We start from the raw sequence: 3,819 nt of genomic DNA, 5'->3' as shown, positions 1-3,819 counted from the left end.
TCAAGTCGATGGGGCTATCACCACAGATGCTCATTCCCCATTCGGGGGTGGTCGCAACCGTGGGGGACGTTTATGGTCCGTGCTACCTTTTGCGAGCGGATATGGATGCGCTGCCGGAAGTCGAGCAGACGGGCTTGCCTTTCGCTTCGAAAAATGGAAGGATGCACGCCTGCGGTCACGATTTGCATACAGCAATGCTTCTGGGCGCCGCCCAGCTGCTCAAGGACCATGAGGGAGAGTACCCTGGCTGCGTAAAGCTTATGTTCCAGCCTGACGAGGAGGCGACTGCCGAGGGACCACTTGGGTGCCGCAGCATGATTGATGCCGGCGTCCTTCAGAATCCACGAGTCCTTGCCGCCTCGGGATGCCACGTCTCTACCGACATTCCGTGCGGCGAGGTCGGTGCCTATCCTGGGACAGTTGCTTATTCGGTTGACGACGTGGACATCACGGTAACCGGAAAGGCGTGTCACGGTGCACAGACTTTTGCGGGGATTGACCCCATCAACGTGTGCTGCCACATTCATCTTGCTTTGCAGGAGCTGCTTGCTCGTGAAGTTGATCCTTCGGAAACGGTGGTCCTTTCGATTGGGATGATAGACGGAGGCACATCGGCGAACATCATACCCAGCACTTGTCACATGTTGGGTACGCTTCGCACGTTTGATGAGGAATCCCACCGCAAGCTCTCGGGACGTATTCGCACAGTCTGTGAGTGTACCGCTAAGGCTTTCGGGGCAACCGCCACTGTTCAGTTCCTGCGACCCGCACCAACTGTATATAACGATCCCAAGCTCGTTGAAGAGCTTTCTGAGGCCTATGCGGCTGGCACGGGAAGGCAAGTGCGTCGAATGTCGGCTCCCTTTTCCGGGTCGGACGATTTTGGAGAGCTCTCTCACGAAGTTCCCTCCGCGTACTTCATGTTAGGGGCACTGCCGGACGACGCCCCAGCAACCTCGCTGCATGACCCCCACATTGTTTTTGACGAGAACGTCATGCCCCTCGGTGCCGCCATGCACACAAGCATGGCCTGGGGTTGGCTTGAGCGTCATGCAGAGGGTGGATAGGCCAGGCGGTACGTCGCCGATCAGGTGAACGAGGCGGGCGTGTTTTCTGAGAGAGGAAGAAGTATGGCAGATGCAGAAGCGAAAAAAGGAGCGTTTAGAAAGGGCGGGAAGAAGAAGGGAGGGGCCAACTCGTACTTAATCCTTGCGTGGTTCCTTGTGGGCACCGCTATTCTGAGCTGGATATGTGCGGCTACGGGACAGCCTGGCGTTTCCGCCGCGTCCGTTGCGCAAATTCTTAACTCACCGGTCAACGGCTTTACGAGCGCTCTTCCCGTCTGCCTCTTCGTCATCGTTCTGGGCGGTTTCCTAGAGGTCGTTGGAAAGACGGGTGCACTCAATGCCGGCATCGCCTCGTTGGTCAAGAAGCTGAGGGGCAAGGAGCTCGTTCTCATTCCTATACTCATGGTCCTCCTTGGCATCTGTGGGTCGACATACGGCATGTGTGAAGAGACCGTACCGTTCTACCTTCTGCTGGGCGCTGCCCTATATGCTGCGGGGTTCGATACCATGACGTCTGCCCTGACGGTGCTGTTGGGGGCTGGATGCGGCTGCATAGGATCGACCGTCAACCCCTTCTCTGTTGGCGTTGCCGAAGCGGCGCTTGCCGACATGGGCTACGACGTTAACAAGGGCCTCGTTCTGCTGTTGGGATTCATCGTCTTTGTCATCGCTGAGGGTTCGGCAATCGTTTTTGTCGTGCGCTATGCGCGCCGCGTAAAAGCAGACCGTTCCAACTCTGCCATGAGTGAGGAGGAACTCACCGCTATGGATGAGGAGTTTGGAGGCGAGAAGGGCGTTGCATCTGAGGCGGGAAATCTTACCCTGCGTCAGCGCTGGGTCCTCGTTGCCTTTGCCATCTCCTTCGTAGTAATGATTGTCTCGTTTGTCCCGTGGAGCAGCTTTGGGGTCTCGCTCTTCGACGCCGGTCAGAAAACCGAAGAGGTCGTCACTAAGGTGAAAGATGATGACCTGGTCTCTGCGTATGCGGACAAAGGGCTCGGCACGCTTCGACTTGACGGCAACGTCTCTGGCACTGTTGCTACCAACTCGGTAGTTACGCCAGCTTGGAGCGCCCTGCTCACGGGTGCCCCACTCGGAAACTGGTACTTCAACGAGTGCACTACATGGTTCCTGCTTATGGCCTTTACGATCGCCGCAATCGGAGGGCTCTCCGCAGACTAGGCCGTAAAGACGTTTCTGAAGGGCGCGGCGGGCATCCTCGATATTGCCTTGGTCATCGCTCTTGCTCGAGCGATTTCAGTACTTATGCACGAGACTGGGTTGGACACGTGGATTCTCAACTCTGCGGCGGCCGGATTGTCTAAGGTCAGCGCGCCGGTCTTCTCAGTCGGCTCTTCGATCGTCTACCTTCTTCTGTCATTCGCAATTCCCTCGAGTTCTGGCATGGCAACCGTCTCCATGCCGATTATGGGGCCACTCGCCATCAAGCTGGGCTTCCCCGTCGAGGTCATGATAATGACGTACGTGGTGTCACACGGTATCATCCTGCTGTTCACACCCACCTTCGGTGTGCTTCTCGCCGGTCTCGCGTTTTCGAAGGTTGAGTACTCCACCTTCCTCAAGACCGTTATGCGTTACATCGTCGGGCTTGCAATCGCGCTGATCGCATTTCTCACCGTGATGATGGTCGTTCTCTGATACATTCTCGTAGACCAGTCGCAGACCAAACGCATCGCAACCGAATCTGAACGTTGCAGTGCTCCGCCCTTCTTGCCGTGCGCAAGGAGGGCGTTTCTCGTCCGGGGCTTGTCTTTGGGTTCTCTTTACCACGCGCAGAAAATCTATCTACTAGCGACTTAGATTTGTGTATACTCCCCAGCTCACGGGGAATAATGAACAGTGATAAATCGGAATCCCGGAAGGGGGTCACTATGAGGTTTGACAAGTGGGCGGTGACGGCTCAGGAGGCCCTGCAGTCCTCCGTGAGCATTGCCGCCGATGCGGAGGCGGGTGAGGTGAGGCCCATCCACCTGCTGAAGGCGCTGCTGCAGTCCAACGAGCGCAACATACGGGCCATCATCGAGCGAGTGGGTGCCGATCCGGCGCAGGTCGAGGCGCAGGTGGACCAGACCATCGCACACGCCCCGCGCGTGACGGGCGACATGAGCCAGATGAGCATCAGCAACGAGCTGCGCAAGGTTGGCGACGAGGCCGAGAAGCTCGCCTCCAAGCTCGGTGACAGCTATGTCACGAGCGAGCACCTGCTCTGCGCACTCGCGGACGAGAAGGGCGATGCCGGCTCGGCGCTGCGCGGTGCGGGCATCACGGGCAAGCGCGTGCAGGAGGCCTACAACGACCTCCGCGGCGATGAGCGCGTGACGTCGCAGGACGCAAAGACGCAGTTCGAGGCGCTTGAGCAGTACGGGCGCAACGTGACGGACCTTGCCCGCCAGGGCAAGCTCGACCCGGTCGTCGGCCGCGTGGAGGAGATCCGCCGTACCATCCAGGTGCTCAGCCGTCGTACCAAGAACAACCCCGTCCTCATCGGCGAGCCGGGCGTCGGCAAGACGGCCATCGTCGAGGGGCTGGCGGAGCGCATCGCGTCGGGCGACGTGCCTTCGACCATCAAGGACAAGGAGGTCGTGGAGCTTGACATGAGCGCGCTCGTCGCCGGTGCCAAGTACCGCGGCGAGTTTGAGGACCGCCTCAAGAGCGTGCTCAAGGAGGTCCAGAAGGCAAACGGCAGGATCATCCTGTTCATCGACGAGCTGCACACCATCGTGGGCGCGGG

The 3,819-nt window shown here is 58.8% G+C and carries 2 protein-coding genes and 1 pseudogene; all 3 read left to right on the top strand.

The genetic code is table 11. The features are described 5' to 3' along the window. Positions 1–1,067: M20 metallopeptidase family protein (locus ACI38Z_RS03600; RefSeq protein WP_439788820.1), on the top strand; the 1,067-nt coding region annotated here is incomplete at its 5' end. Positions 1,068–1,130: 63 nt separating this feature from the next. Further along, positions 1,131–2,726: pseudogene (locus ACI38Z_RS03595) on the top strand (YfcC family protein). A gap of 233 nt (positions 2,727–2,959) precedes the next feature. Next, positions 2,960–3,819: Clp protease N-terminal domain-containing protein (locus ACI38Z_RS03590; protein ID WP_439788819.1), on the top strand; the 860-nt coding region annotated here is incomplete at its 3' end.

Origin of the sequence: Parafannyhessea sp. (genome assembly GCF_051876455.1) — a bacterium.
In the GTDB taxonomy this organism is placed as follows: Bacteria; Actinomycetota; Coriobacteriia; order Coriobacteriales; family Atopobiaceae; genus Parafannyhessea.
This window is presented reverse-complemented; position numbering and strand designations above follow the sequence as displayed.